This window comes from Nitrospira sp. Ecomares 2.1, from assembly GCF_965152585.1.
The window spans coordinates 3,240,577-3,266,981 of sequence record NZ_OZ224219.1; the positions used below are offsets into that span (position 1 = coordinate 3,240,577).

Sequence of the window (26,405 nt, forward strand, 5' to 3'; positions counted from 1 at the left end):
TCATCAAGACAAGGGGAAATTGTTATGGATCACGCTCAATGGGAACAGAGTCTTCTCAAGGTCTTGGAAGCCTTCACGAAGGGGTTGACCTCCTTAAAGGAGGCAATCGCCCTCGTCCATTCCGCGAACGATCAACTGCCGCCAGGCGAACAAAGAAAAACCATTCAAAAAAAGATTGAAGGAGCGGAACGGATGATCCAGGTTGGTCATGCGGCCATGGGACAATCCCTGGGCTTTCAACTCTGTCACTGCACGTGGCCACCTCAAGTGATGATCAGCAGTCACTATTCGAATGAAACGAAGGTTGAACGATTCACCTGTCCCAATTGCGGGAAAACACTTTCACTTCATGGTCGACAAGCACCGGGGGCGGCTCTGACCGCCTTTGACCCTTATGATGTGTATTAAGGTGCAATGCCTTTTGACCGGTTTTGAAAAGTAAAGAAGGAGAATCATCGGCATGAAGCCAGTTACCGCAACATCTGAACCCTACATCCTCTGGTTTGAAGAAATTGGCTTGCAGGATATCAGTCGAGTAGGAGGCAAAAATGCCTCTCTTGGCGAAATGTACGGGGAGCTCACTCCCCATGGGGTCAAGATCCCCAACGGTTTCGCCATCACGGCTGAAGCCTATCGCTATGTGCTTCGTGAAGCCGGACTCGACAGCAAAATCCAACAGATCCTGGGCGACCTGGACACCGGCGATATGTCTAACCTCCGGCAACGGGGGCGACACATCCGACAAGCGATTATTGGAGCCACCCTGCCTCCAGCTCTGGTCCAGGCCATCGAGGAGGCCTATGACCATCTGAGTGACCAATCCACCGAAGGAACCGACGTCGCCGTACGAAGCAGCGCGACAGCAGAGGATTTACCCGATGCCAGTTTTGCCGGGCAACAGGAAACCTATCTGAATGTTCAGGGCCATCAGGCACTCCTTGAAACCTGCAAGCGGTCCTTTGCGTCGTTGTTCACCGACCGGGACATTTCCTATCGAGTCGACAAAGGGTTCGACCATCTCCAAATCGCGCTGTCTATCGGGGTGCAACAAATGGTGCGTTCCGATCTGGCCTCGGCAGGCGTCCTCTTTACCATTGATACCGAAACCGGATTCCCTGATGTGGTCCTGATCAACGCCTCCTACGGGCTTGGGGAAAATGTCCTGCAGGGCGCGGTCAATCCTGATGAGTATTATGTTTTCAAGCCAACCCTCAAGCAGGGCTTTCAGCCTATTCTTCATAAAATTGCAGGAAGCAAAGAATTTAAACTGATTTATGATATCGGCGGGAGCAAGATGGTCAAAAACGTGCCGGTCCCCCCTGATGACCGAAACCGTTTTGCCATGAACGATGAGGAAATTCTCAAGTTGGCCCGATGGGGTTGCCTCATTGAAGACCATTACAGCGGGAAAAAAGGCCGGGCCTGTCCCATGGACATCGAATGGGCCAAAGACGGACAGACGGGTGAGCTGTTCATTGTCCAAGCCCGGCCCGAAACCGTTCAGTCCAGAAAAGATCCCGATGTGATGGAAACCTATCACCTGACAAAGCGGGGACAGGTTCTCATTCAAGGCCGGAGCGTGGGAGAGAAAATCGGTCAGGGCTTGGTCCGGGTGATCACCCATATCCAGAACCTGCAGGACTTTCGAGAGGGAGACGTGTTGGTCACGGACAAAACCGATCCGGACTGGGAACCCATCATGAAAAAAGCATCCGCCATCGTGACCAATCGCGGAGGTCGGACCTGCCATGCGGCGATCGTCAGTCGGGAACTCGGTCTTCCCGCTATCGTGGGGGCAGAGCGAGCGACCGAAGCCCTCAAGGACGAGCAATCGGTGACGGTCTCCTGTGCCGAAGGTGATACGGGTTTTGTCTATGAAGGTCGGCTTCCGTTTGACGTGGAACGGGTTTCCCTGAAAAATTTGACGCATCCCCGTACCAAAATCATGATGAATGTCGGAAACCCGGAGGAAGCCTTTTCTCTTTCCTTCATTCCCAATGAAGGCGTTGGGCTGGCCAGGGAAGAATTCATTATCAGCACCTTTATTAAAATCCATCCCTTGGCATTGCTGGAGTATGGAAACCTGAAGGATGCGGACGTGAAAGCGGAGATTGATCGTCTCACGACCGCCTATCCCGACAAAACACAATACTTCATCGACAAACTCGCCCAAGGGGTCGGCATGATCGGGGCAGCCTTCTACCCCAAAGATGTGATTGTCCGCATGAGCGACTTTAAGTCGAACGAATACGCGAATTTAATTGGCGGCAGAGCGTATGAACCGACAGAAGAGAATCCCATGCTCGGATTTCGTGGCGCATCCCGCTACTACGATCCCCGCTACCGGGACGGCTTTGCCTTGGAATGTCAGGCCATGAAACAAGTCAGGGAGGAGATGGGACTCACCAACGTGAAACTCATGATTCCCTTTTGCCGGACAGTTGAGGAAGGCAAAAAGGTTCTCGAAGAGATGGCCAAGCACGGACTGAAACGTGGCGATAAAGGTTTGGAAATTTATGTGATGTGTGAAATTCCGAGTAATGTCATTCTGGCAGAAGAATTTGCCGAAATCTTTGATGGATTTTCCATCGGCTCAAATGATCTAACCCAGTTAGTACTGGGTGTGGACCGGGACTCAGAAATCGTGGCCCACGTGTTTGATGAGCGTAATCCCGCAGTCAAAACATTCATCACCCAGGTCATCAAAGCGGCGAAGGCCAAAGGGCGGAAGATCGGCATCTGCGGCCAGGCTCCCAGTGACTATCCCGAGTTTGCCCAGTTTCTCGTGGAGCAGGGCATCGACAGTATCTCCCTGAATCCCGATGCTGTCCTGAAAACCACGGTCAAGATCCTGGAAATGGAAGAGCCCTTGGGTCAGTAAATTCAACCTCCTGATGTCCCGGACGTTTCCCGGCCCCACTACCAAACGGGTTCTTTGAGGAATCACGTGAACCGGCTTTGGGCATTATTGTTCATTCCCATTTTTTCCTCATTCAATGTGTGTTGGTCTCATCCAAATGAATACACGTTTCATTTACCAGTCTGGCCTTCAGTCTTTCTAGTCAGTGCATCCGTGCTTGCAAATGTCATGGAGTTGATAATAAACGATAGACCAAATCTCCTCATCAGAAAGCAGATGCTTAAAAGGCATATGAGATGTCCCCGGTACCCCCAATTGAATAATAGAAAAAAGTTCTTGTTTGGTTAGAGGTCGTCGCACGGCGGTCTGGCCATGACAATGCATACACCTGGCAACCCCCTCATATAAGGCTTTGCCCTGTTGAAGTCGTTCTTCGGAGGGTGGCAGGGCGTCGGGTTGATCACCATTCAGAATGGTCCCAGGATGACCGGGTTCAACCACTGAGAGGCACATAATCATCACAAAGGCTAGGGTTCCTCCATAAAAGCTTTGCTTCATCCCTCCATCTTTAATCAATCTCATCAGATTATTTCCTTTTTGAATCATACAACATCCGGATCGTCACATCGCCCTCAAAGGTTGTTGTTGGTCACCCTGGTCTGCCCTCCCTTCCCCAGACCGGCCAGCGCATTCATCTGACTAGTCCGTCAAGATTCCGGGAACATACGGGACATTTGTCATGTGAGCGGTTCAAAACTAACCTTTCCAGTTCCTTTTGCCATCAGTCCGGAATCTCAATGGAGAGGTTTCCCCGCGCAACAGGAAGGGAACCAGTTGGCATTCGAATAATTTTTCAAGCAATTCATTGGTTACTTTATAGAACCTACTTTACTTTAGTAACTAGTTACTTATCTTAACTTATAAAACCGGCCAAAGACAAAAATGGTTATAATCTTAAGGAAGGTGCACAATGGGAGAATGCGAACGCTGCAGAGGATTCATGGTGAGAGACAGTATTTTTAACGTGGACGGACAGTTTTTAGAAATTGAAATGGGGAGATGCCTCAATTGCGGTCATGTCGTCGATCTCGATTTCCTGAAAACCCGTCAAATACCAAACGGTAGAATTCCAGCAAAGCAGGAAGGGGTGCTTGCCTGAGGGCCACATCTTTGTCATTCCAAGTGCATTGCGTGAAGAACGCGAAAAGGAGTTGCCAATGACAGAAATCATCGGAGGGAGTGCTGCCTATCAGTATATAGGGTCGGTCATGATCATGGCCGGTTCCCTGTGGGGATTGTTCTCGACCGCCAGAATGATCCCGCTATTCACACGAAGCCTCACGCGACATTCCAGGAATATACCCGGCGTGAAGGATGTTCCCTAACAACGCACTTCATGAATGCGACGGAAAAAGCAACGTTGGTTTCCTCGGGGAAATTAAATATTTCAAGAGTCTGTGCGATACCAGGGAGGTAATGATGAATATGATTCGTCCGACGATCCAACAGAGGATCCACCAGCTTGCCGGAATGATTGCTCACGTTGGCCAGGCCGCGATTGTGAGCATGATCCTGGCTTTTTCGTTGGGGACCCCCTATCTGCTTCAGGCCGAACCGGCTTCCCAGGCTATGACCAAGGAACAGGCCATAAAGCTGGGAGAAGACTTCGGCATCATCGTCGGAGAAGTGGACGAAGAGATACGAGATTATCTGGGCTTAGAGCGCGCAAAAGGCGTGGTAGTCTTTGAGGTAATCGGGGGAAAACCAGCGGCTCTTGCTGGAATAAAACCCCGGGCCCTCATCAAGGAAATCAATTCCGTCGAGGTAACTACCCTGTTGGATTTCGGACTGGCTCTCCAGGACGCGTTGCCCACAGAAAATTTTTCCGTGGCAACGTATGAAACATCTGACCCCGACAATCAGGGCATCAGTGGCGGAATTAACTTTCACTTTGTTCGAGTTGAAAAAAGCTAAACCAGCTTCCGGTCCTTCTTGAAATCGTGAGCGGAATTGCCGCGTCAAAGCCCTGATGATGCCAGGACCTTCAAGAAGGGAGAAACACATTCCTTTTCGCATTCATGAATTTCTCGACCTCTCAATCTAATCGGGTGGAGTCCTTTCCCGCAGGAAACTACTCATCTTGGATTAAATTTCAGGAAAAGCCGTTCAGGCTACACCAGACACAGATGTCTTTCCACCCGTGTTGGATTCTCTTCTCACGACATGTAGGGCCCGGCGACGGTAAACACACTTTCGAGAAAGCGTTTGGTCGAGGAGAAATTCCCATCAGGCGACTTTCCGAACCGATTGAAAGAGGGAATGTCTCACATCCCTCCATATCCGGGGAATTTCCTCGTCCAACCAATCTTTGGCGGTAGCAACGATCGCCTAATTTTTAGGTGTAGTTCTTCCCTTTTTCAGAGGAGGCATCACGGAATCGTTAGATACCGCCTTTCTCCTTTTTGCTTCTTTCACCTGAACGCTGGAGTTCGCCGTCTTTGTCTCCTGATCCTGCCATCGGTCAGCCAAAGTATTGATTTGATCCAGAATGGTGGTGAGTTCACGACCTTCCGTCGTGAGTCCATAGGTCACCTGGAGGGGAATTGTCGATGCTTGGCGACGGAAGATAATTTCAGCCTTCTCCAACGATCGCAATCGCTCCGTCAACATTTTCGATGAAATGCCCGGCATTTGACGCTTGAGCTGGCCAAAACGGGTTTCTCCATTGGTATGCAAGCGGCAAAGAATGTAAATCGTCCACGGCCCGGCAAGAATGCGAAGGAGAGAGTCCAACGGACAACCGAAAGAACTTGGTGGCAACTTCATGGTTACTTAACAGTATCTACTTTACTTTTGTAACTAGTTACTTATCTTAACCAGCAGGAAATCTCAGATGCAAGTCAACGTATCCAAAAGGAGGAAATATGTTCATGACGACTGATCAGATGAGTGCAGAGAGGACGATGAAATGCCACCGGTGCGCAGGACTGTTAGTGCAGGATAGCATTTATAATCTCGATGGTCAGTTTCACCATCTTGAGGTGTTGAGATGTCTCAATTGCGGAGACACGGTAGATCCCACCATTCTCAAAGCCCGCGGAATGAAAAATGGGCAGCGAGGAAGAACGGAACTCCAGTTTTCCTCAGGGCACGTTCATTAAATAAAAATGTTCGACAGAAAAGGGGTGGAGCACAGCATAAAAGCCCAGTGGACAAAGAGACCGGGATGAGAAGGAGTATTGATGCGTGCGGGTAAAAATTGAGAGGGACGTCAGCCACAAAGAGTTGCGCTCTGTGCTCCTAGAAGGATTCGGGTCCCATTGATTCTTGTGCGCAAGTAAAAAAAGAACCTCATGGAAAGTGAATTGCCACACCAATTTTTTCAGGGCAGGTGAAGAGGAAACGCGGACTAAAAACTTATTCATTCCCACCGAATGGCTATTTCAACCTTTTCTTCAGACCATAACCCAGGCCGCAGTTAGAGAAAACACATTCTTTTCTGAGGGAAAATCGAAAGTTCCTTCTACCGAAACCCTTTCGCCAGCATTGTTCTCTGTGACAAATTGAAAGGTGCCTTTAATCGGACTGGCTTCTGGAGATAATCGGTCAGGTGAAAAGCTATCCAACGTCATTGTGCCCTCCGTATTGTTTTGGTACGCAATGGATTGTCCTTTTTCAACCGCTTCTATCTGGACATCAAAATTCTGACCTACCTTTAGTGGATCAGGGGCCATCAGGTTATAGTGTCCAGGCTGGGCTCCATCCGGGATCCGGAATATAATAAAGAATTCTCTCCCTTTCATGTCATCTCTAGGTAGATTGTTCACGAGCATATAATACCCTGGGCGATTTCCGGAAACCGTACCTTCCTTTGGAGGCAGATATGTCACAATTCCGTCTCCCCATATGTCTGCATGAACCGCGCCGTCTACATTTGCAATGAATGCGGAATGTTTGCTCCTGGGCTCGGGAGTACTCTTATCGGTGGATGATTCAGAACACCCGCCGATGAAACCTGTCGTGAAGATAAAACTTATTATGATAAACCTTGAAAAATTTACTATCATGACTTTTCCCCTTCTTCGGGTTTTCCCTAGAATGCAGCTACTTGCACCCCTATAATTTCCCATGATTAGGGAATTGATAGGTGAATGATTGTTTAATGCCCTCGTTGTAGTGCAATCATAAATTCATCCTGAAGTCCAGGTTCACTTTGGATCGTTTGAAAGATTAAATTGTATTCTTCAACCGAAAGCCCATGATTCGCGACAGCCTGGGCCATTTTTTGGTTTGCTTCTTCCTGCAACGCATCACTTTGACCCGGCTCGGATTGAAGAATCCGCTGGGCATATATCTCACTGAGCTCCGACACTTCTTTGTAAGCTCCGGCAAAAGGTTCAAGATTTTTTCGAACCATTTCCTCTGGTGCAGATTGAGAGGAACCATCGGCGGCAGGTAGAACGGCCGCTGGCATCAATAAACAGACAAAGGCGAAACAAGCCACAATACCAAAATTTTTAAGGTTCGATTGTTGGGATTTCATAATCTTCTCCTTGTAGGATTGGTTCATCATAGGTGTAAAAATTTTGAATACCGCTTTCAAACCTACATTCCTTTTCGGTCAAGCACTCTTTCTTAATTTTCTATCCCCAACCCGGCTCCGGTTAGGGCTCGAATAAGATCATGTCGGGTCAGGGAGCCGATGACTCGTCCTTCTCTTGTTATTGGTATTATTTGTAATTCTTCGTCCTGAAATAATGTGACGACGGCAGAGATGGGTGTCATTTCCGTTACCGTGGAAGTCCTATCTTCTGTCATGATGTCCTCAACTTTTACCTGACTAATATCCTTCCCCGAATACAAGGCATTAAGAATTTCTGACTCTCCAAGGAATCCCGCTAAGTGCCCTTCGTCGTCGACCACAGGAGCCACCACCAGATGACTGGATAAAATATCCATAATGGCGGAATTTCCCTCTGATTGAGCCAGATAGATCGTCATATGATTTGGTACGATATCGCCAACTGTTGAATAACCGGTTGCAGACATTCCCGCTATAGTCGTCATCACGCCCCCCCTTCTCTGATTTATTCTAAAAGTTTTGTTGATCCACCTTTGTCGTTCTGACCCATCCTATTTATTTTCCAAGCAAAAGGTAGACCCAAAACATATTCCTTGAGCCACAATGAATTTTCTCTTACTTTTCAAAATATTAAAAAAATCTGGCGAGACGGAATCTAATTTGAAAATTTTCAAGAGAATCACATTGAAGTAAAATTTACAGAAATTCGAGTAATACCTACAGACTTGAATACTGGAATGAAAATCATGCATGGAGCATCACATTTACCGGAATGTATCATCATTAATTCACATGTTTTTTTGCGAAACGGGCTAGGGATGGGAGATAGCGACCATTTGAAGGGTCACAGGGGAAGAAAACCTTAATAACTCTCTTTAGGTCTGATGAGTATTTTGAGCAAGGATTGTCATCCATTTCTCGTTAATTTTTCATTTCTTTAACAAAAATGGACATCTTGTCTGTTTTGAATTCCCTGCTTGTAGGGCGGACCGTATGCCCCCTCTATGATCATTCATTTCCAACGCTTCCTAGCACGCCTTAACGAAACACAACAAATTCCCTCCATTAGCGAAAACATTTTTCCTGCAATTTTCACAAAATAATTTCTTTTATCTCGTTCGTGTAACCCTTACACGGGCTTTGTAGTTTTTACATTTTTATTTCTGCTTAGAACTCACTGTTGTTTGAAATTTCCATTTCATTCCAACAAAAGTTTCATTCGCTCAATCACTTAGCTCTGCTCTCAATAAAAAGTTTTGTCGGCATCGAGTTTGCTAATAAGCGAATACAACAAAGATTTGTTTCCCCCGGAGGTTCTTTTAATTTTTTTTCATTTCCTAGAAAGGAGTTTCCCATGAGAATCGCCCAACTGGCTCCCTTGGCTGAAAGCGTTCCACCAAAACAATATGGAGGAACCGAACGGATTGTTTCCTATTTAACCGAAGAACTTGTTTGTCAGGGGCATGATGTCACTCTGTTCGCTTCCGGTGATTCTCAGACGAATGCTCATCTGAAATCCATGTGTCGGGAAGGCCTTCGAAAAACTAATGGGGTCTCCAATCCTCAGGCTCCCTTTACCATGATGTTGGAGAAGACATTCTCCTCCGCAGATCAATTTGACCTTTTTCATTCTCATCTGGATTTTTTAGCCTTTCCCTTAGCCCGGCGTTGTGGGACTCCCGTCCTCACCACACTTCATGGCCGCCTGGACCTTCCCGAACTGAAACCCATTTTTGCAGAATTTTTAGATTGCCCGCTTATTTCCATTTCCAATGCCCAACGTAACCCTCTGACCTGGGCAAACTGGAAACAAACCATCTACCATGGATTACCCGAAAATCTGTACAGCTTTCATCCTGAATCAGGTTCTTACCTCGTCTTTGTCGGGCGATTAACACCGGAGAAACGACCCGATCATGCCATTGAAATTGCCAAACGCGTGGGCATGCCTTTAAAAATAGCTGCGAAAGTCGATCCTGTTGACCAGGAATATTTTCATACAGTCATTAAACCCCTCTTATCGGATCCCTTAGTGGAATACGTGGGTGAAGTCACGGATGCCGAAAAAAATGACTTAATCGGCAATGCCTTTGCTTTGGTCGCACCCTTTGATTGGCCAGAACCTTTCGGTTTGGTCTTTATTGAGGCATTGGCTTGTGGCACACCGGTATTAGCATATCGTCGAGGTTCCGTTCCCGAAATAATTGATGACGGGCATACCGGATTCATTTGTGACTCCATCGAACACATGATTAAAGCCGTGCCCTGCATCGCTTCTCTTGACCGTCAACCATGCCGTTTGGCCTTTGAACAACGGTTTACCGTTACACGAATGGTTCAAGACTACCTAAGAGCCTATGAAAATCTATTGAAAGTCCAGGAGGAGAGCTACCAACCTTCATTAAACGGTCGTGAAACGGCTGTGAATTTCTAACCTCCGTTGCTTTGAGCATATAGGAACCATTTCGTGTAGAACCAGGAACATCATGGCTACTTCTAATCATTTGGACACCTCACCCAATAGATGGGATCTGTTTGGAAATCGAAACTTCCGCATGCTGTTGGCCTCTCAGGCCGTTTCACAAATTGGGGACGGGTTAACCAAAGTGGCTCTTTTATGGTTTGTGTACCAACTGACGGGATCAGCCTTGAAAATGACGATCATCGGTCTATTGCAAACAATTCCCCCGCTGGTTCTGAGCCCGGTCATCGGTGTGTATTTAGATCGATTGCCTAAAAAACCTGTGATGGTAATCCTTGATGTCATTCGAGCTTTTTTAATTGCTCTTATTCCTGTCCTGTATGTTTTTGATGCCCTGACCCTGGAAGTGTTGTTTATTTTGGTGTTTTTCACAGCTATCTTCTCTACGGCTTTTGGTCCGGCATTGGCCGCATCCCTTCCTCTTCTTGTCAAGCCCTCTGAACTCATGTCCGCCAACTCTCTTCTTCAATCCACAACAAATATGGGCATATTGATCGGGCCGGCTATATGCGGAGTCTTGATTGCATGGCTGGGCACCCAGAATGTTCTCTATGTCGATGCGGCAACCTTTCTGCTATCCGCCTTGTGCCTATTGCCGATCAAAGGTCATTTATTGACGACCGCTCCCAGGATCGCCAATGCGACTTCGAATATCAGTCAGGACCTGGCTGTCGGAATGCGATTTGTGTTTAGAGAAAAACCCGTGCTTCGCGCCCTTCTCATTACAACGGTCTTTTATACCTTGGGAGCCAGCGCCTTTATCTATGTGCTTCCACTTTTCGTCAACGATCACATTGAAGCCGATCCGAGATGGTTGGGGTGGCTGTGGTCTGCCATGGGGGCAGGGATGCTTGCGACCTCTTTTGGTTTGGGTTGCGTGAAGAAGCTGGAACAGAAGAGTCGGACCTTCCTCATGGCTTTTTCAATGGTCGTGGGCGGAAGTGCGCTGCAATTCCTTGCTCATTCACAATCGGTCATGTGGGGCTTTATCCTTGTGACCCTTATCGGGGCCAGTACGGCTGCCTTCACTCCCATTGCCTGGTCTATCATTCAGGAAACAACTCCCAACCATTTAATGGGACGAGTGTTTACCTTAGTCAATACGGCGAGTATGGCCATGGCCAGCGGGGGCATGGTGGCCTTTGGAGGGGTGGCTGATAACTTCGGATCAATGGCCGGCATCTCGATGATTGGTTTCGTATTTTTGATCACAGGCATGATCGTGATTTTTTCGAATCGTTCCCCCATTCAGGCGGAAAAGCCTCTCCCGTGGAAGGCAATGGAATCTCCTGACCATTCTTATTTCAAAAGGGCTTGGCATCCAGTCAGAATGGGAAATTCCACTTCTCCCCTCGATAGACCATGGACAAGGAACCTTCAATGGATCTCAATTAAGTCTCCATATCCATTTAGGAAAATACCGTCTGTCCGCCCAGCATCTGGCTCGCGCGCACCGCCGGACCAGCAAAAGTTTCGCATGAGTCCTCAGACGCTCATCTATGAAGGATATGAAGCGATTCCGCCTTAGACCACTTTTCACATTCCTAGAACAATTTACACTTAGGAGAAACTTTTCGAGTCCAATTAGTCTCAGAGGGTTCCATCGTTTCGACAAGACATCTCAATCAGAAAAGCTTTGCTGAAAACCAGACAATCTGGGTCAAAGATTTGTCGTATTTCATGAATCCATTTTCTACCGGAGTCCAACCTGAATGATTTCTGAAGAAATATGCAGCTTGAATGGAATTGAGATGAATCATGACAAATTTCAACATGCAAATTATCAATAAAATCTTAATGAAATCGACTTTTACAATTAGTTGTATTATATGGGGGCATATATGGGCCATAAATGCGACTCATGGCTATGATGTGCCCATTTCAGTGCCAGGCGGAACTCATATTCTTCGTGTCCAGAATCATCAAACTAACCCATCCCCGAAAAAAGAACTTTCTGGCGAAGATCAGCGAAAAACATCAGCCAACATCATAGAATCCCGGAATTTGGAATTAAAACTGGCGTTTATGGGAGATCCCCGTCTCTTTCCTTTCGATATCGATTGCCAGATCCAAGAAAAGACAGTCAAATTGACAGGTGCGGTAACTCTTGAAGAAGAAAAGACTTTGGCTACGCTCCTGGCTTCACACCTGATAAAGGAAAAAGAGATCGTTAATCTCATCGAAGTTCGTCCCTCCTTGAGCGCAACCTTGCAGGCCGGCATGGACACTAGACTGACGGAACTAGTTAAACAGCGTTTTGCCAAAAGCCAAACCTTGCGGGACGCCAACTTCGAAATAATCACAATTCGAGGGATGGTGTCTCTAAAGGGCCAAACCCGATTTCAGGTGATTGCCTTGGAGGCCGCACAAGCCGCCCGGGAAATTCCCGGCGTTATTGCTGTTCTTACCCAAAACATTCGTCTTGAGGCAGGGAATGAGTGAAGGAACTCATGTAGAAAGTTATGGCCAAACTTTCTCTATCTTCTCCCACCCTTCTTCATTCGGTGTCTATTGCAACCAATCCTCCGCTCTTGTTGCAAAGAAATTTTGGAATTATTTGGTGGAGTCAGCTTATCTCTCAAATCGGAGATGGAGTGACCAAACTGGCACTATTATGGTTTGTCTATGCGGTCACGGGTTCCGCGCTCCAAACAACGATCATTGGAATCCTTCAAACACTCCCTCCTATTGTGTTGGGCCCATTCATCGGAGTCTTCATTGACCGTTTCCCCAAAAAAATCATTCTCATCGGGACGGATCTTATACGAGCACTCGTTATTGGAGTCATTCCCTGCCTGGTCTCACATGAAGCATTCACGGTTGAATTCCTATATGTGTTGGTATTTTGCAATGCCGTAGCCACCTCCTTATTCGCTCCGGCCTTATTCGCCTCCATTCCGTTTATCGTGGAGAAATCCGCCTTAACAGCCGCAAATGCCCTCCTGCAAAGCACAATGAGTCTGGGAGTAATATTCGGCCCGTTGTTGAGCGGGTTAGGGATCGCCCTTTTAAGTTCACAGGAGGTGCTCTGCATCAACGTCTTAACCTATATTGGGTCGGCCCTGCTTTTGGTATTTGTTTCAATTCCCGAGGTGACTCACCGGGCTAAAACCTTCCGAAACTCTCTCATCAATTATGTGAAAGATTTACAAGAGGGCATCCAATTTACCTTTTTCCAGCAGCCCGTTATTGTTCCCCTTATGCTTACGGCGGGACTGTACAGTTTTGTGATGAGCGCCTTTCATACTTTATTGCCGGTCTTTGGCAGGAACATGTTGAAATTTGGGCCAGTGGAAGTCGGTTATGTCACGTCAGGGGTGGGAGTGGGTCTATTTTTGGCATCCCTATTCCTTGCCAAGGTCAATCTTGGAGCACAGTGGCGACGCATTCGTCTATTAGCCACAACCAGTCTTATGGCCGCTTTCGCTTTATGGGCTCTCACAGGAGCCGCTGGGTTGCCTCTAAGCCTCGCAATCGTTGTTGTTATTGGCATGGGAAGCGGCGTTTTGACCCCAATTGAGTGGGGAATTATCCAGGAAATCTCTCCTCCACAACTTATAGGACGGGTTTTGGCCTTATATGGAACCTTGGCCATGCTCGCGGCCATCGGAGGAATGACGATGTTTGGGTGGATTATGGAACAGTTCGGGGAAATCTGGACGCTTCTGGGTATGGGGGCGGTCCTACTCATCACGTCCCAGGTCGCATTCAAACTTTCACATAGAGTCCGATCCCACTCCAATTTAGATTAGTAGTTGAGTAAAATCCCTTCCTCCTGTTCATTCCTGTATCCCAAAGAGCGCTCCTTCCATGTCCCAACGACAACCGGGAAACGCCTTCACTTAATAGGAGAGGTGAGTTTCCACGATGAACTGAAGAGGATAGAATTATAAATGTTTTTTATCGAAGAGAAGAAGAGCAAAAACAAATTAAGGAGCTTGTGATCCTTACCAAAACATTCGGAAAATTCATCATATTCAATCCTATCTTTTCCCCCAAGAAATGATCCTTCATGGGATATAATTAATTCTGAAAAACCGCATGCTTGGCGTTGAAATTACTCTGATCCCCAGTAAATCAAATGTATGTCTAACCATAAAATTTTCATAATTCATTAAACACTTCTACAACTTTTAACGATAAATCAGAGAGAGAGCAGGGTTTTTCCAGAATGGCATAAACCCCTGCCTGTTCAGCTTTTTGTCGAATGGGCACACTGATATCTCCTGACACAAAAATTATGGGTAAATCTCTGTGATTTTGCTGGAGCCATTCGATTAACTCTAGTCCATCCATTTTAGGCATGCGAAAATCAGTCACCACCATATCAACATGATTTTTTTTGAGTTGTACTTTGGCCTCTTCCCCATTGCCTGCTTCTACACATGTCAGTCCCAATCGCACCAACCTGTCACGTAAAAGCAATCGAAAGTCTTCTTCATCATCAACAATCATGACAGTTTTCCCTGTTGATCCTTTCTGGGGGAATGGTTCCCTTATCGTCACAAAATCATACCGATTGAATATGTTCCCAAGTAATTGTGTGGTCATCGTGAGCCTCCTTCATTATTTCAATTCCCCTAAATACCTCTTCCATAAAAGAACTCCATTCAGGAATACAAAATTTTCTTTTTGAATCTCATAGAACCATTCCATTTAAATAATATTCTTTAAATATCGCCATTTACATGGATTTCGGTTCCGGAATCTCGACGCATGTCCTCCGAATTTTTGCACCAAAGGGGGTTTATTCCTATCAGATACCCAGACACCGCTTTGAACTTTTACTAATAAATATTTGAGGCAACATTTTGACGCATCAGTGAAGGGTTGTCCCTGGTTCATCCTGAAATTCTTGGATCTTAATAGCATATCCGGCGTTTCCTAATTGAGCGATAATGGTGCTCCCTTCATAAATGTTCCCTTCAAGAGTGCTCCGATCATCAAGATGTAAAATTTCAGTATTCTCACCCTGATTTACAATAAGAAAGTTTTCATCCATTCGTTCGACTCTTCCGCTAATCTGACGCGGCAAAACAGAATTATTTGAATACGCATTATTCTGCTCAATTTTCTGAACGGTTTGAATCGTTCCATTCCTTTCAATAATTGCCTTCACACGATCCCCTAAAAAGATCTCTCCAATTTTCTGGGTTTTTTCTTCAAGGTGGAGGTCCCATACGTTCCCTAACGGGGTTTCCACTTTGTATTGCCGATCCTTCATTTGAGAAAAATCTTTTCCCACAAATTCCCCCTGGACCCTTATAACCTCTCCTTCAATGATGATTTGCCCGATCTCTCCTTGTCCTTGGATCACATCTCTCCTTGGATTATCCTCGGAAAACATCGCCATATCCGTTGAAGGATTCAAACCCAACACTCCGACCATGACAATCAAGGAAACACCTATCGCAATGTGAAAATGATTAAAATTTTGTCTCTTCATGGTCTTCTCCTCTTCTTCACCCACTCAACCCTTCATTCGCCTGAGAATCGGAGAAAACTTCTCTGGGATCTTTCCCCAATTCCAGAGAACCCTTATTCGTTCATGAGCACTTTCACTTTCTTGGCATGACCATCTCCCTCTACCATGGCGATAATCGTTACACCTGGCAGAACACGACCAATAGTGTCGGTATACTTATCCACTTGAATCTTCCATTCAGTCCCTTCAAAATCTTCCACAACACACCAATCACCCTGTACGTCTTGGACAGTCCCGCTTACCATGGTCAATAGCTCCTTCTGGTGTACTTGTTCGGTCAAGTCATTGCTCTTCCCCCGCATTTCGGATGCCTGTGAAATCGGACTGCCCCAAATAGAAATGAAAAACACTGGGATGAAATACGAAAAGATTTTCATGAGATCCTCCTTCGGTTATAGAGGATATTTTGAATTCCCTCCCAACCCAGCCAGGATTTTTCAGGAAAGAGGGTCCAATTTAAAAAAGCTATGCCGCAACTTTCAGGCCAGAACAGTCCTGTGGACTTATGCAAGAAAAATCCTTGACAAATCACGCATTTTGGGGTGGGGATATCGGCCGCATCAGGGAGGACCATGTAAAAAGTCCTCGAACCGGTAAAAATTACAAAAAGTTGAAATTTTTACAAAGCAATGAGAAAAAACCTCTGATGCCGCAGATACGGTTTTAGAAGAAAAGAAATATTGAACTAACCAAAAGGAGGAAGGGGGACAACCGGAAGGAAGAGTGTCAAGAGCCTGGAACTGACTATTCAGCCCCCGAGAGTTTCCATCAGAGATTTAAGATGGGCAGGGCGAATGGGTTTTTCCAAGCATCCAGCCAAATTGAATTGTTGAGCGCGAGCCTTAATCCCTTTTTCTCCACTGACGACAATGATGTCTATGCTTGGGTTAAATGATCTGAAAATCCGGATCAAATCCCAGCCATTAATTTCCACGTCCATGACGGGAGGAAGGTTGATATCGATGACGGCCACTTCAAAGAAATTCTCTTTGATTTTCTTAATAGCCTGCAAGCCGTCTTGGGAAGTATCCGCATGATATCCATACATTCTGAGCATAGACTGGAGGCCCTCACGGCTATTCAGATCATCCTCTACGATTAACACGTTTTTTTTTGTCATTCGACACCAATTTGGGAGGCATCCTCACCAGCAAGAAAGGAATTTCCTGTTAATTGCCAATATTCCTCTTCCAACATTGGACTTCTCTCCCGATAATTCTTCAAACCCATTTCTTGCTACGGTTTTGTGGAATTATTGACAATTTCTTTAGTCAAAGTATGGGCTTTCTCGGATAGATTCAATGCCATGGACAGATCATTTTGTGAAAAAGCCTCTTGGGCTTTTTCCAGAAAACTATTAATAGAAATGTAGGTATCGTGCTGTTCCTTGGACAGTTGGCTTTCATTAATGGTACGCAACAAATTTTGCGTCTCATCTATTTTTGACTTGTAGGTCACAATTTCCTGACGATTATCCTTATTAGGAATCTCGGGGACAAGAATTGCCGGTTTTTGTTCTTGGGAATCCGGGACGTGTTGTTGCGGTTTATCGGATGGGATTTCATTTTTCCCGGGGATAGGCTCGGAAGACATGCGGTCATCTACAGAAACTGGCCTGATGGGAGATGAATTGGAGAAAAGATGAAGGAATGACGGACGAAGGGCCTCTATCCCTGGTGTGATCTGACGGGGATACCAAAGGTCCGTTCGTGAGACAACACTGTCTAATGAGCATCCACTAAGAAACACAGTCATTCCGCATATCAGAAATTGACCTCCACCCTTGAAGATCCTCCGTTGAAGACATGGCCACAAAAACGTCACCTCAAACCTTTCTTGGCAGTCGGACAATAAAGGTAGTGCCTTTTCCCATTTCCGTTTGAACATCAATTATCCCTTCATGCAATTGAATAAACCGATAGACTAACGAAAGACCCAGACCGCTTCCATGATGTTTGGTAGTGTAATATAATTGGAAAATTTTTTCTTGTATTTCAGGAGGAATACCAGGACCCTGATCGCTGATGGAAATCCGTATTTCATTATCTTGATGGGTTGAAGTGGCAATTAGAATGTCCCCGCCTTGTTCTTCCATGGCTTGACAGGCATTAAGGATAATATTAAGAAAAACCTGACTTAGGAGATCGGGATCTGCTGAAATGACTGGCAGATCTGACTCACAATCCAGGACAAAGCGAATGCCCTTATTTCCCCATTCCCTTTCTAATAGACTCAACTCCCTCTTGAGCAACTGATTGACATTCACGGAGGAAAGCTCCAGCTCTTGGGGACGCATGAATTTCAAAAAACCAAGTACGACACGATCCAAACGATGTACTTCCCCTTCCAGGACCTCCAAACTTTTCTGGAAGTCTCCATTGAGGCCTTTGGTTTCCTCTTTTAAAATTTCAAGATGAATAACCATTGAGTTCAGAGGATTTTTGACCTCGTGGGCAAGCCCTGAGGTCAGTTGTCCCAAAGTCGTGAGCTGGGCTGCATATCGAACCAACGATTGGAGAGTTTTCATGGATTCTATATCTCTGCATATAATCATGGCTCCGTGAAGCTGTGAAAATAGCCCCAAACACACGATGGAGATATAAAATGACTTACGTTCCCCCCTTCTGGGTAAGAAACAGGACACGGCTTTGAAATTCTTTTTCTCCGTCAATGCCTGTTCCACCAATTGAATGAGGGGAGAAAAAGATTCTCCCAGCACGTCCAGGCGACCAGGGGGAGGAGAAATCGGCATATCCACCATCGTTTCCATCGCCTGGTTCAGAAAGAGGATTTGGCCTTCTGCATCAATAAGGATGATTCCATCCTCCAAATGTTCAATGACTCCTTGAAGATGCGTCTCTTCACTTAGGGTTTTGAGACGATCAGATTTCAATTGTTGCCCCAACAACTGGAGTTGCGACGCCAGTTCCCGAAATTCATCCGTCCGACTTAGATCCGTTAACACATCAAAACGTCCCTGGCGAAGTTGCTCCATTTGATCAGCCAAGGCATGGATAGGACGCAAGGTCAACGTCGCCAGGCCCATTGTTAACAACCACGCAATCGGCAAGGCCACCAGGGCAAATACAACACTGGTTTTCAGGGAAGACGTCATTCTTTCACGGAGCAGACTGGTATGGATCCCCACAATGACTTCGCCGATTGGAACGTTCTCCCAGGTCATTGGTAGCGTGCTGTCAAAAATGGATCCCTCTTGATACAGCACAGTAAAACGGTCAATGGGTCCCATGGAAAGAAGGTCTTCGAGTCTGGGCCTGATCGGATGCGGGCGCTCAGTTTTAACGCCTTCGGAATGCAAAAGGGTTTTTCCTTGAGGATCAACAATGAGGGCATAGAGGAGATGCGGGGAGTATCCCACGCTGGCTTCAAGAAATTTCTTGAGTTCCTGATTGGTGGCCAGTAAGACAACAGGATGGGTATCGGGTGACTGAGCATTCAGTACCACGCGCTTACTATACTCAAAAATTTGTCGTTTTATGAGAGAAACCTGCTCCGAGGTTTCCTGAACGATGACACGACTTAACTGAGAAAGATTAAGAAACGTGCTGCCAACCACCACCACCAGTGTAAGGACTGTAACCCCTAATGCTTCCTTTCCCTTAACGTTCAATCGCATCATGTAACCCGTACCGGTGAAGCTTATTGTGAAGCGTTTTCAGACTGACCCCAAGAATCTCCGCGGTTCGTGTCTTATTATTTTGATTATGCTTAAGAGTCTGAACAATGAGTTGGCGTTCAGCATCTTCGATCGTCGCTCCCATAGGCAGTCGCACCATCTCTCCATTCGCCTCCGGATTTTCACTGTCCGCTGCTTTGGCAAATTCAGGAAGATGCGCGATCGTTATCACATCAGCGGTACAGGTCATTACGGCCCGTTCAACGGCATTTCGCAATTCACGGACATTTCCTGGCCAGGTATGCTTCATCAAACGCTCTAACGCTTCATCATTAATTGACTGGACGGTTCTCGTATAATTGCCATTAAATTCTTCAATTAAGGCCTTCACCAATAAAGGAATATCGTCCGTTCTGTCTCGTAGGGGCGGGAGGTGGATGATACACACATTCAAACGATAGTACAGATCTTCGCGCAATGATCCATCCTGTATGGCCTTCAATGGATCCTTATTCGTGGCCGCCACGACACGAACGTCGACCTGGATTGGAACGGTACCGCCAATCCGTTTGACTGAGGAATCTTGAAGAATTCTCAGAAACTTGGCTTGAATGCTTGGACTCATTTCGGCCACTTCATCCAGAAAGAGGGTACCTCCATGTGCCAACTCGAAACACCCGGGCTTTCTATCCAAGGCTCCCGTAAATGCACCTTTTTCATGCCCAAATATTTCACTCTCCAAAAGGGTTTCCGGGATGGCTGAACAATTCACCGGTATAAACGGTCCCTTGTTTCTTTCAGACAAATCATGGAGACTCTGGGCAACCAATTCTTTTCCTGTGCCACTTTCACCGAGAATGAGGACCCTCGCCGGCGTCGGAGCCGCCAGCTCAATGAGACTATAGATTTCCTGCATGGGTTTACTCTTGCCCACCAATTTTCCAAGTCCCCACAAACCTTTGAGCCTTTTCCTCAGCAGAACCATTTCTCTCTGGGTCTCTCCCTTTTCCAAGGCTTTTTCCACCATGATGCGAAGCCTGGGCACATCCAGCGGCTTAGTTAGATAATCGTAGGCACCCTGTTTGATAGCCGAAACGGCCGTCTCAATACTCCCATGGCCAGTCAGGACGATGACCGGACTGAATATTAATTCCTTCTGAAGAAACTGAATGAGTTCGAGTCCATTGAATCCAGGCATCACCAAATCCGTAATGACTACATCAGGATGAAAGTGAGGGATTTTAGTCAGAGCTTCCTTTCCATCCCCAGCCTGTTCCACTTCATAGCCCCATTTGGCCAAAAGGATAGCCAACCCTTCACGAGAAGCCTTTTCATCATCAACAACAAATAGTTTTTTCGCCATCATTCATCTCGCAGTGGAATCAGTTACTTGTAATTCTTGATCATACTCCAACCCAAAAGGCATGACCTCCTAAAGAAGGCAATTTAATTGATTTTAAAATTATATCCTTTAGCAGGAGAATCTTCACCACAAATGAGCGGGGCCCCTATCCCACTTGTAAAGATTCCCTTGGAAAGAAAAAATGGGGTTAAATTGACTTTGGATGGAGAAAAATTCCAGATCATTACCGCATCCCGTAGGAGTCCGGAAACCAGGTAAGGCATCATGGATTCGGCTTGTTCGATTTCCTCCCAGGATTCTGCCCTCAAAATAGTACATAGAAACTTTATGAATCGATGCGGTTTTTTGGGGAAGATCAGCCATGAAATCCTTGAATTCCTGCCCCAGCTACGGAAGAAAAAAAGAGATCGCAAGCGTTCCTAATCCCTTCTCGAAGATAAACAAAGGCTTCCTGAAGGAATTCCTATCTCACTCGATATAAAATTCCGGTGAATCACGCATCCGAAGATTTGCAGGAGATTTTCAGATGTTATTTCCTCTGGTTTTGAAAATGTCCCTCCGGACTAATAAAATGAGTAATATAATCACTTTTCGCTAATCAAAGGTTACAAAATGGATAAAAAAATTGTCCGGATAGGAGATGAGCATTATATTCTAGCGACTTCTGCGCTTGCCGATTCCCGAACACATGTCTTAAAGGATGGAGAGACATTTGGCATTTTTAATCCATACGGTGACATTCAACACGTGGGTCTAGGTGAGCAAGGCCTTTATCATGAAGGAACCCGTTTTCTTTCAGGATTGGAATTCCACTTGGAGGAAACCCACCCCTTTCTGCTCAGTTCCGCGATTAAGGGAGACAATGCCTTACTCGCAGTCGACCTGACCAATCCTGACCTGGATAGAACTGGGTTTCCATTCCTTCCTAGAGGCACTCTTCATATTTCGCGGACGAAGTTTCTCTATCAGTCCCGGTGCTTAGAGGAACTCCGGTTCACCAACTATTCATTAGATGCCTTACACTTCGGATTTTCCCTCTACTATCAGGCAGACTTCGCTGACCTCTTCGAAGTACGAGGGGAACAACGATCTCAACGAGGGATCATCAATATTTCCCTCCTGAACGACCACACTGTTTCTTGGCAATATCAGGGGTTAGACCATGTACAACGGACGACCCATCTGACCACCGATCTGGCTCCCCAACAAATCACGACAAGTTCAATGACGTTTAATTTATCGTTAAAACCCCAAGAGGAAAAAATCTGTCACCTCTCAATTGCCTGTTCAATAAATGGCAAGGCATTAGAACCTAAAATTTTTTCCACGGCCCAATCCCATGCGGCTCATAACCTACAAACAACTAAGTCCCAGTTTTGCACAATTTATACCGGAAATGAACAATTCAACGACTGGCTCAATCGATCCCTTGATGACATCTGCATGATGACGACCGACCTTCCTGAAGGGCCTTATCCTTATGCGGGCGTGCCATGGTACAGCACGGCGTTCGGGAGGGACGGAATTATTACCGCCTTGGAATGTTTATGGATTAATCCAAGTCTTGCACGCGGGGTCTTGAGTTATTTGGCTTCCACACAAGCGACGGAGATTATTCCTGATCAAGATGCGGAACCTGGGAAAATTTTACATGAAACCCGTAAGGGTGAAATGGCCACCCTCAAAGAAATTCCGTTCGGGCGATATTACGGGAGTGTTGATTCGACCCCATTATTTGTCCTCCTGGCTGGTGCCTATTACGATCGAACGGGAGACAAGGACTTTATCGTTTCGCTCTGGCCTCATCTGGAACGTGCCCTGATGTGGATCGATCTTTACGGGGATAAAGACAAAGATGGATTCGTGGAATATTTCCGGCAAACCCCCACCGGCCTCGCTCAACAGGGCTGGAAGGATTCCTATGATTCGGTGTTCCACGCGGACGGCACCATCGCCGAAGGACCGATCGCTCTCTGTGAGGTTCAAGGATATGTGTATGCGGCAAAACGGGCGGCCTCTCATTTAGCGAGACTTCTTGAATACCCCGAGCGAGCACAATCTCTTTTGCGTGAAGCCCAGACACTCCGGCATCAATTCAATCGTCAATTTTGGTCGGAGAAATTAGATACGTACATCGTCGCGCTTGACGGAAAAAAACAGCCCTGTACAATTCGATCCACCAACGCCGGGCATACGCTCTTCACTGAAGTTGCCACACAGGATCGGGCCGAACGCATCGCGAAGGGATTACTTGAGGAGGATTTTTTTTCTGGCTGGGGAATCCGGACAATTCCGACAAATGAAATACGATACAACCCCATGGCCTACCATAATGGATCCATCTGGCCCCATGACAACGCCCTCATTGCCATGGGGATGAGTCGTTATGGATTAACACAAAGCGTGGAACGACTCATAGGTGGACTCTTTGATTTGAGCATTCATGTTGACCTCCATCGCCTCCCTGAGCTGATTTGCGGATTTCCCAGAAAACCTGGAGAGGGTCCGATTCTTTATCCGGTCGCCTGTGCCCCTCAGGCATGGGCAGCAGGTGCGGTGTTTTTACTGTTACAATCCTGTCTGGGAATTTCTTTCCATGGTGCCGAACGTGAAATCCGATTCACGCATCCCTCTCTTCCCGAGTTTTTACCGTCTATTCAAATAAAAAACCTCGGTTTTGGGAACCTTTCGGCGGATCTGGAATTCACACGAACTCAATCAGATGTCATGATTAATGTCACCCGAAAAGATGACCAACTCAACATTGTGTCAGTCCGATAACGGGATACTGTTTAGTCATTCCATAACAACAATTGAGTTTATGAAGGAACCCCTCCTGCGGGGAGGGGGATCGCAACAATTTACAACACCACTTATTCTTTGCCACATTTGACTTTTAATGATTCGATATCGTCAGACATGTCTAATCCTGCTAAATCACTGTTTCGTTGATTTGCGACAAACACGGCTTCGGTTCCAGAAAAATCCGGATCCTTATAGGCGTAAACCATGGCATTAGGTCCTACAATCAGACTCTCGATTTCATTATTCCAATTCTGACCAGCCACATCCTCTAACGTGGCTGACTGAAAAGGTCCTGCTACACGTACATGGGGATCGTCAACATCAAAATCTGTATCCTCAAATAACTCCACCCAACAATTTTTATCAACAACTTGCATTTCCATATCACTCGCTGCGGCAACCACGTTTTCTTGACCGTAGGCCACTCCCGCGATGAAGGTCAGAGCCAATGCCCCGGTAAGCATGTTTGTAAATTTCATATGACACCTCCGTATTAAATTATAAGTTCAATAAAAAAATAAATTGACGCCTGCCGACGCCATTTCTTTGGTGAATATAGCTCCCATTTAACCTTTTCCTTTCAGTCTCTCGAACGCTCAACCTCCTTTCCACACACTGAAAAACTTCTAAAAAATAGTATGGCTCATATTACCCTGCACTTATCCTGTTTCACATTGGATTTTAACGACTTAAGATGGTCAGAGATGTCTAATGGGTCGGAATCAACATTTCGGCGCCCCAAGCACTCGATAGATATGCCATCGCTTGATTCCGGCCAAACAAGGTAGGATAAGGCAAAAGGATAGCGAATAATGTTGACACAAACACGATTACACCCTTTTCTATCTGCGCTGGTGATTTATCTGTCTGTCTTCATGCTGGTCAGCGTAATCCAGGCCGTCACGCCGAAGCCTATCGTATTTGTGGCTCCCATTGAGGGGGTTATCGATTTAGGCCTCGCGCCATTTGTGCAGCGGGTATTAGACGAAGCCACCGCCGCCGGAGCTAAAGCCGTCATATTGGAGATTAATACATTTGGCGGTCGGGTCGATGCCGCCGTGCTCATTCGGGATGCGCTCCTGGAATCCAAAATTCCCACCGTCGCCTTCATTAACAAACGAGCCATCTCCGCTGGCGCGCTCATTAGTCTGGCCTCGGGAAAAATCGTCATGGCAGAAGGCAGTACGATTGGTGCCGCCACGCCGGTACAGATCGGTCTTCCCGGCACTCCCGCCCAACCGGTTGAAGAAAAGACGGTGTCCTACATGCGAAAGGAATTTCGGGCTACCGCTGAACAACGAAATCGCCCCCCGCTCATCGCCGAAGCCATGGTGGATGCGGATGTTGAAATTCCCGACCTCATTGAAAAAAGTAAATTGCTGACTCTCACCACCAAAGAAGCCTTACAGGTCAACATCGCGGACTTTCAAGCCAATTCGCTGGAGGCTGTGCTACAGTCTCTGAACCTCGTTGACGCCGAGATTTATTACGCATCCGAAACATGGGCGGAGTCACTGGTGCGGTTCCTCACCCATCCCGTGGTCAGCTCGTTGTTGATGACGGTCGGCATTCTCGGAATTATGTTGGAAATGCGGGTACCCGGATTCGGGGTCCCCGGCGCCCTCGGGCTCATGTGCCTTGCCCTGTTTTTTTGGGGGCATGGGCTTGTTCAATTAGCCGGATTGGAAGAATTCCTACTTGTCGGACTCGGGCTGATTTTAGTTGGGCTGGAAATTTTTGCCATCCCCGGCTTTGGAATGGCAGGAATTCTAGGAATTTTGTCACTTATGGGAGGACTTGGACTGAGCCTTATCGGGACCGGAGCCTCATGGGATTCCATGCTGTCCGCACTTGGTCAAGTGGCCCTCTCAATCCTTGTGGCCATCATCGCTGCCCTCATTTTGGTCCGTTACTTTCCCCGCCTTCCATTCGGGAAACGCCTGATTCTGGAAACTAACCTTCAGGCTCAAGAGGGCTACGAATCGAGCCCGGCAGAAAATCATCGTTGGCTGGGAAAACAGGGTGTAGCCGTTTCAGACCTTCGCCCTTCCGGAATTGCTCGCTTTGATGGAGAACGTGTGGATGTGGTTTCCGATGGAACATTTATTGATGCTGGCCAACAGCTGGAAGTTGTACGAATCGATGGGAATCGGGTGGTGGTTCGACTGGCACCACTCCCATCAGAAAAGGACCACGCATAATGGAAATTGAAACACAGGCATTCGGTTCCCTTGGACTCCTCGTCATGGTCCTGGCTCTCTTGTTTGGCCTTCTCTATGTCATTCCGATCCCTCTTTGGATCGCAGCCTGGGCCTCGAATGCCTATGTCGGGCTCTTTACGCTCGTGGGCATGCGATTGCGCCGGGTTCCTCCGGTCACCGTGATCAATGCCAGAATCAGCGCGGTGAAGGCCGGACTCGATATTCCCGTGAACGATTTGGAAGCCCACTTTCTGGCAGGGGGGAATGTCGTCAAAGTGGTCAATGCCATGATCTCGGCTGACAAGGCCAATATTCCCATGACGTTTAAACGCGCAGCCGCCATCGACCTGGCCGGTCGTGACGTGCTGGAAGCCGTCAAAATGTCCGTCCTGCCTAAAGTCATCGAAACACCTCGGATAACGGCTGTCGCAAAAGATGGCATTCAGCTCATTGCCGTGTCTCGCGTAACCGTTCGAGCCAATATCGACCGACTGGTCGGCGGAGCGGGTGAAGAGACGATCATTGCCCGCGTGGGAGAAGGCATGGTGAGCACCATTGGCTCCTCCGTCTCCCATAAGGATGTTCTGGAAAACCCGGATTACATCTCAAAAAATATTTTAGGAAAGGGTCTCGATGCCGGCACAGCATTCGAAATCTTGTCCATTGATATTGCGGATGTCGATGTCGGTGAAAATATTGGCGCAAAACTGCAAATCGACCAGGCCAATGCGGACAAACAAATTGCCCAGGCCAAAGCGGAAGAACGGCGGGCGATGGCGGTCGCCTTGGAACAGGAAATGCGAGCCCGTGTCGTCGAAGCCGAGGCAGAGGTTCCCAGGGCCACGGCCGAAGCATTTCGTCAGGGAAACTTAGGCATCATGGATTATTACCGGATGAAAAATGTGCAAGCCGATACGTCCATGCGGGACGCCATTGCCGGGACGGATGAAGAATCTTCCGGCCCAGCAAGAAAGTGAGAGGATGGTGAGC

Annotated in this window: 25 protein-coding genes; 12 read left to right on the forward strand and 13 right to left on the reverse strand. The window is 46.9% G+C overall.

The features are described 5' to 3' along the window. Window positions 1–24 precede the first annotated feature (24 nt). Together ACWHYD_RS14275 and ppsA are read left to right on the forward strand one after the other, a co-directional pair. Window positions 25–408 (forward strand): hypothetical protein, encoded by a 384-nt coding sequence (locus ACWHYD_RS14275; protein ID WP_447962698.1) that lies wholly within the window; start codon window positions 25–27, stop codon window positions 406–408. A gap of 52 nt (window positions 409–460) precedes the next feature. Then, window positions 461–2,881: a phosphoenolpyruvate synthase gene (gene ppsA / locus ACWHYD_RS14280; RefSeq protein WP_447962699.1), complete on the forward strand. Its 2,421-nt coding sequence runs from the start codon at window positions 461–463 to the stop codon at window positions 2,879–2,881. 177 nt (window positions 2,882–3,058) lie between these two features. Here the strand turns inward: ppsA and ACWHYD_RS14285 are convergent, their stop codons facing one another. Next, window positions 3,059–3,442, reverse strand: coding sequence for a c-type cytochrome (locus tag ACWHYD_RS14285; RefSeq protein ID WP_447962700.1), 384 nt, complete (start codon window positions 3,440–3,442; stop codon window positions 3,059–3,061). A gap of 635 nt (window positions 3,443–4,077) precedes the next feature. Here ACWHYD_RS14285 and ACWHYD_RS14290 point away from each other — a divergent pair. Together ACWHYD_RS14290 and ACWHYD_RS14295 are read left to right on the forward strand one after the other, a co-directional pair. Continuing rightward, on the forward strand, window positions 4,078–4,245 hold the full coding sequence (locus ACWHYD_RS14290) for a hypothetical protein (protein ID WP_447962701.1): 168 nt from the start codon (window positions 4,078–4,080) through the stop codon (window positions 4,243–4,245). A 91-nt stretch (window positions 4,246–4,336) separates the two neighbouring features. Beyond that, window positions 4,337–4,834, forward strand: a complete 498-nt coding sequence (locus ACWHYD_RS14295) for a hypothetical protein (protein ID WP_447962702.1) — start codon at window positions 4,337–4,339, stop codon at window positions 4,832–4,834. Between the two features lie 414 nt (window positions 4,835–5,248). Here the strand turns inward: ACWHYD_RS14295 and ACWHYD_RS14300 are convergent, their stop codons facing one another. Beyond that, on the reverse strand, window positions 5,249–5,686 hold the full coding sequence (locus ACWHYD_RS14300; protein ID WP_447962703.1) for a winged helix-turn-helix transcriptional regulator: 438 nt from the start codon (window positions 5,684–5,686) through the stop codon (window positions 5,249–5,251). Between the two features lie 104 nt (window positions 5,687–5,790). On the opposite strand from ACWHYD_RS14300, the gene ACWHYD_RS14305 reads away from it, so the two are divergent. Next, window positions 5,791–6,021: a hypothetical protein gene (locus ACWHYD_RS14305; protein ID WP_447962704.1), complete on the forward strand. Its 231-nt coding sequence runs from the start codon at window positions 5,791–5,793 to the stop codon at window positions 6,019–6,021. Between the two features lie 294 nt (window positions 6,022–6,315). On the opposite strand, the gene ACWHYD_RS14310 is transcribed toward ACWHYD_RS14305, so the two are convergent. From ACWHYD_RS14310 to ACWHYD_RS14320, 3 genes are all read right to left on the reverse strand, one after another. Further along, window positions 6,316–6,927 carry a hypothetical protein gene (locus tag ACWHYD_RS14310; RefSeq protein ID WP_447962705.1) on the reverse strand — a complete coding sequence of 204 codons (612 nt, stop codon included), beginning with the start codon at window positions 6,925–6,927 and terminating at the stop codon, window positions 6,316–6,318. A gap of 92 nt (window positions 6,928–7,019) precedes the next feature. Next, a complete protein-coding gene (locus ACWHYD_RS14315; RefSeq protein ID WP_447962706.1) occupies window positions 7,020–7,403 on the reverse strand; it encodes a DUF4168 domain-containing protein in 384 nt (127 codons plus the stop codon). 92 nt (window positions 7,404–7,495) lie between these two features. Continuing rightward, window positions 7,496–7,927 carry a CBS domain-containing protein gene (locus ACWHYD_RS14320; RefSeq protein WP_447962707.1) on the reverse strand — a complete coding sequence of 144 codons (432 nt, stop codon included), beginning with the start codon at window positions 7,925–7,927 and terminating at the stop codon, window positions 7,496–7,498. 869 nt (window positions 7,928–8,796) lie between these two features. Between ACWHYD_RS14320 and ACWHYD_RS14325 the strand changes: the two genes are divergently transcribed. The 4 genes from ACWHYD_RS14325 to ACWHYD_RS14340 all read left to right on the forward strand — a co-directional run bounded on the left by ACWHYD_RS14325 (window position 8,797) and on the right by ACWHYD_RS14340 (window position 13,676). Continuing rightward, window positions 8,797–9,876: a glycosyltransferase family 4 protein gene (locus ACWHYD_RS14325; RefSeq protein WP_447962708.1), complete on the forward strand. Its 1,080-nt coding sequence runs from the start codon at window positions 8,797–8,799 to the stop codon at window positions 9,874–9,876. A 52-nt stretch (window positions 9,877–9,928) separates the two neighbouring features. After that, window positions 9,929–11,452: an MFS transporter gene (locus ACWHYD_RS14330; protein WP_447962709.1), complete on the forward strand. Its 1,524-nt coding sequence runs from the start codon at window positions 9,929–9,931 to the stop codon at window positions 11,450–11,452. A 230-nt stretch (window positions 11,453–11,682) separates the two neighbouring features. Beyond that, window positions 11,683–12,366 carry a BON domain-containing protein gene (locus ACWHYD_RS14335; RefSeq protein WP_447962710.1) on the forward strand — a complete coding sequence of 228 codons (684 nt, stop codon included), beginning with the start codon at window positions 11,683–11,685 and terminating at the stop codon, window positions 12,364–12,366. A 20-nt stretch (window positions 12,367–12,386) separates the two neighbouring features. Beyond that, on the forward strand, window positions 12,387–13,676 hold the full coding sequence (locus tag ACWHYD_RS14340; protein WP_447962711.1) for an MFS transporter: 1,290 nt from the start codon (window positions 12,387–12,389) through the stop codon (window positions 13,674–13,676). A 352-nt stretch (window positions 13,677–14,028) separates the two neighbouring features. Here ACWHYD_RS14340 and ACWHYD_RS14345 read toward each other — a convergent pair whose 3' ends face one another. The 7 genes from ACWHYD_RS14345 to ACWHYD_RS14375 all read right to left on the reverse strand — a co-directional run bounded on the left by ACWHYD_RS14345 (window position 14,029) and on the right by ACWHYD_RS14375 (window position 20,412). Beyond that, on the reverse strand, window positions 14,029–14,475 hold the full coding sequence (locus ACWHYD_RS14345) for a response regulator (RefSeq protein WP_447962712.1): 447 nt from the start codon (window positions 14,473–14,475) through the stop codon (window positions 14,029–14,031). 268 nt (window positions 14,476–14,743) lie between these two features. After that, the gene (locus tag ACWHYD_RS14350) at window positions 14,744–15,370 is read right to left on the reverse strand and encodes a hypothetical protein (RefSeq protein WP_447962713.1); all 627 of its coding nucleotides are present in this window, start codon (window positions 15,368–15,370) and stop codon (window positions 14,744–14,746) included. Window positions 15,371–15,462: 92 nt separating this feature from the next. Beyond that, window positions 15,463–15,786, reverse strand: coding sequence for a hypothetical protein (locus ACWHYD_RS14355; protein WP_447962714.1), 324 nt, complete (start codon window positions 15,784–15,786; stop codon window positions 15,463–15,465). Between the two features lie 371 nt (window positions 15,787–16,157). Beyond that, on the reverse strand, window positions 16,158–16,529 hold the full coding sequence (locus ACWHYD_RS14360) for a response regulator (RefSeq protein WP_447962715.1): 372 nt from the start codon (window positions 16,527–16,529) through the stop codon (window positions 16,158–16,160). 116 nt (window positions 16,530–16,645) lie between these two features. Further along, window positions 16,646–17,002 (reverse strand): hypothetical protein, encoded by a 357-nt coding sequence (locus ACWHYD_RS14365; RefSeq protein WP_447962716.1) that lies wholly within the window; start codon window positions 17,000–17,002, stop codon window positions 16,646–16,648. Window positions 17,003–17,234: 232 nt separating this feature from the next. Further along, window positions 17,235–19,049 carry a sensor histidine kinase gene (locus tag ACWHYD_RS14370; protein WP_447962717.1) on the reverse strand — a complete coding sequence of 605 codons (1,815 nt, stop codon included), beginning with the start codon at window positions 19,047–19,049 and terminating at the stop codon, window positions 17,235–17,237. Further along, a complete protein-coding gene (locus tag ACWHYD_RS14375; RefSeq protein ID WP_447962718.1) occupies window positions 19,030–20,412 on the reverse strand; it encodes a sigma-54-dependent transcriptional regulator in 1,383 nt (460 codons plus the stop codon). The genes ACWHYD_RS14370 and ACWHYD_RS14375 overlap by 20 nt, the downstream gene beginning before the upstream one ends. 609 nt (window positions 20,413–21,021) lie before the next feature. Here ACWHYD_RS14375 and ACWHYD_RS14380 point away from each other — a divergent pair. Beyond that, window positions 21,022–23,190, forward strand: coding sequence for an amylo-alpha-1,6-glucosidase (locus ACWHYD_RS14380; protein WP_447962719.1), 2,169 nt, complete (start codon window positions 21,022–21,024; stop codon window positions 23,188–23,190). Window positions 23,191–23,282: 92 nt separating this feature from the next. Here the strand turns inward: ACWHYD_RS14380 and ACWHYD_RS14385 are convergent, their stop codons facing one another. Further along, window positions 23,283–23,693: a hypothetical protein gene (locus ACWHYD_RS14385; protein WP_447962720.1), complete on the reverse strand. Its 411-nt coding sequence runs from the start codon at window positions 23,691–23,693 to the stop codon at window positions 23,283–23,285. A 333-nt stretch (window positions 23,694–24,026) separates the two neighbouring features. Here ACWHYD_RS14385 and ACWHYD_RS14390 point away from each other — a divergent pair, with 333 nt between their 5' ends. Next, window positions 24,027–25,415 carry an NfeD family protein gene (locus tag ACWHYD_RS14390; protein WP_447962721.1) on the forward strand — a complete coding sequence of 463 codons (1,389 nt, stop codon included), beginning with the start codon at window positions 24,027–24,029 and terminating at the stop codon, window positions 25,413–25,415. Beyond that, complete coding sequence (gene floA / locus ACWHYD_RS14395; RefSeq protein WP_447962722.1) at window positions 25,415–26,392, forward strand: flotillin-like protein FloA; 978 nt, start codon at window positions 25,415–25,417, stop codon at window positions 26,390–26,392. The genes ACWHYD_RS14390 and floA overlap by 1 nt, the downstream gene beginning before the upstream one ends. Window positions 26,393–26,405 lie beyond the last annotated feature (13 nt).

Excerpts from the sequence above, each read along its gene's own strand:
- ACWHYD_RS14315 (WP_447962706.1), bottom strand. The coding sequence starts at position 7,403 with ATGAAATCCCAACAATCGAACCTTAAAAATTTTGGTATTGTGGCTTGT.
- ACWHYD_RS14320 (WP_447962707.1), bottom strand. The coding sequence starts at position 7,927 with ATGACGACTATAGCGGGAATGTCTGCAACCGGTTATTCAACAGTTGGC.
- ACWHYD_RS14310 (WP_447962705.1), bottom strand. The coding sequence starts at position 6,927 with ATGATAGTAAATTTTTCAAGGTTTATCATAATAAGTTTTATCTTCACG.
- ACWHYD_RS14325 (WP_447962708.1), top strand. The coding sequence starts at position 8,797 with ATGAGAATCGCCCAACTGGCTCCCTTGGCTGAAAGCGTTCCACCAAAA.
- ACWHYD_RS14360 (WP_447962715.1), bottom strand. The coding sequence starts at position 16,529 with ATGACAAAAAAAAACGTGTTAATCGTAGAGGATGATCTGAATAGCCGT.
- ACWHYD_RS14350 (WP_447962713.1), bottom strand. The coding sequence starts at position 15,370 with ATGAAGAGACAAAATTTTAATCATTTTCACATTGCGATAGGTGTTTCC.
- ACWHYD_RS14380 (WP_447962719.1), top strand. The coding sequence starts at position 21,022 with ATGGATAAAAAAATTGTCCGGATAGGAGATGAGCATTATATTCTAGCG.
- ACWHYD_RS14370 (WP_447962717.1), bottom strand. The coding sequence starts at position 19,049 with ATGATGCGATTGAACGTTAAGGGAAAGGAAGCATTAGGGGTTACAGTC.
- ACWHYD_RS14390 (WP_447962721.1), top strand. The coding sequence starts at position 24,027 with ATGTTGACACAAACACGATTACACCCTTTTCTATCTGCGCTGGTGATT.
- ACWHYD_RS14375 (WP_447962718.1), bottom strand. The coding sequence starts at position 20,412 with ATGATGGCGAAAAAACTATTTGTTGTTGATGATGAAAAGGCTTCTCGT.
- ACWHYD_RS14295 (WP_447962702.1), top strand. The coding sequence starts at position 4,337 with ATGATGAATATGATTCGTCCGACGATCCAACAGAGGATCCACCAGCTT.
- ACWHYD_RS14275 (WP_447962698.1), top strand. The coding sequence starts at position 25 with ATGGATCACGCTCAATGGGAACAGAGTCTTCTCAAGGTCTTGGAAGCC.
- ACWHYD_RS14365 (WP_447962716.1), bottom strand. The coding sequence starts at position 17,002 with ATGTCTTCCGAGCCTATCCCCGGGAAAAATGAAATCCCATCCGATAAA.
- ACWHYD_RS14300 (WP_447962703.1), bottom strand. The coding sequence starts at position 5,686 with ATGAAGTTGCCACCAAGTTCTTTCGGTTGTCCGTTGGACTCTCTCCTT.
- ppsA (WP_447962699.1), top strand. The coding sequence starts at position 461 with ATGAAGCCAGTTACCGCAACATCTGAACCCTACATCCTCTGGTTTGAA.
- ACWHYD_RS14335 (WP_447962710.1), top strand. The coding sequence starts at position 11,683 with ATGACAAATTTCAACATGCAAATTATCAATAAAATCTTAATGAAATCG.
- ACWHYD_RS14285 (WP_447962700.1), bottom strand. The coding sequence starts at position 3,442 with ATGAGATTGATTAAAGATGGAGGGATGAAGCAAAGCTTTTATGGAGGA.
- ACWHYD_RS14355 (WP_447962714.1), bottom strand. The coding sequence starts at position 15,786 with ATGAAAATCTTTTCGTATTTCATCCCAGTGTTTTTCATTTCTATTTGG.
- ACWHYD_RS14385 (WP_447962720.1), bottom strand. The coding sequence starts at position 23,693 with ATGAAATTTACAAACATGCTTACCGGGGCATTGGCTCTGACCTTCATC.
- ACWHYD_RS14290 (WP_447962701.1), top strand. The coding sequence starts at position 4,078 with ATGACAGAAATCATCGGAGGGAGTGCTGCCTATCAGTATATAGGGTCG.
- ACWHYD_RS14345 (WP_447962712.1), bottom strand. The coding sequence starts at position 14,475 with ATGACCACACAATTACTTGGGAACATATTCAATCGGTATGATTTTGTG.
- ACWHYD_RS14330 (WP_447962709.1), top strand. The coding sequence starts at position 9,929 with ATGGCTACTTCTAATCATTTGGACACCTCACCCAATAGATGGGATCTG.
- ACWHYD_RS14340 (WP_447962711.1), top strand. The coding sequence starts at position 12,387 with ATGGCCAAACTTTCTCTATCTTCTCCCACCCTTCTTCATTCGGTGTCT.
- ACWHYD_RS14305 (WP_447962704.1), top strand. The coding sequence starts at position 5,791 with ATGACGACTGATCAGATGAGTGCAGAGAGGACGATGAAATGCCACCGG.
- floA (WP_447962722.1), top strand. The coding sequence starts at position 25,415 with ATGGAAATTGAAACACAGGCATTCGGTTCCCTTGGACTCCTCGTCATG.